The sequence below is a fragment of the Myxococcus xanthus genome (assembly GCF_013116825.1).
In the GTDB taxonomy this organism is placed as follows: domain Bacteria; phylum Myxococcota; class Myxococcia; order Myxococcales; family Myxococcaceae; genus Myxococcus; species Myxococcus xanthus_B.
This window is the reverse complement of record NZ_JABFNS010000305.1, coordinates 1-521: the sequence shown is the minus strand read 5'-3', so window position 1 is coordinate 521 and position 521 is coordinate 1. Positions and strand designations below refer to the sequence as shown.

The window sequence follows — 521 nt, the reverse complement described above, 5'->3', positions numbered from 1 at the left end:
GGTAAAAACCGTAGCTATTTTTGGCCCCACAAAATTTACCCAAACTTCACCTTGGCAAAATCAAAACGCAAAATTAGTACACTTAGATCTAGCTTGTATGCCTTGTATGCAAAAAACCTGCCCTTTAAAACACCACAAATGCATGAAAGATTTAAAGCCTCAAAGGGTTATAGAAGAAGCTAGAAATTTACTTAAAAACCCTCATCTATAATCTGACAAAGCGTGTGTATGATTAAAATGTGCATTTCTTGAATTCTAGCCGTATCATCGCTTGGCACAACAAGATTATGATCACAAAGCTTATTCATCATTCCACCGCCCTTTCCACTAAGCCCTAAACAAAGCATATTAAGTTCTTTTGCTTTTTTAAAAGCTTCTAAAACATTGGGACTTTTTCCACTGGTTGAAATGCCGATTAAAACATCATTTTCATTTCCTAAAGCCTCCACTTGTCTTGAAAAAACAAACTCAAAACCATAGTCATTTCCTATAGCACTAAGCGCTGAAGTATCGGTTGTAAG

The 521-nt window shown here is 35.9% G+C and carries 2 protein-coding genes; one reads left to right on the top strand and one right to left on the bottom strand.

Annotated features, from left to right (window positions below; translation table 11 throughout):
• A partial coding sequence (locus HNV26_RS37440) for a glycosyltransferase family 9 protein (protein ID WP_301340312.1) occupies positions 1-211 on the top strand: 211 nt, incomplete at its 5' end.
• On the opposite strand, the gene HNV26_RS37435 is transcribed toward HNV26_RS37440, so the two are convergent.
• Positions 192-521 (bottom strand): SIS domain-containing protein (locus tag HNV26_RS37435; RefSeq protein WP_171453048.1); only part of this gene is annotated, 330 nt, incomplete at its 5' end. The two genes, HNV26_RS37440 and HNV26_RS37435, sit on opposite strands and share 20 nt — an antisense overlap.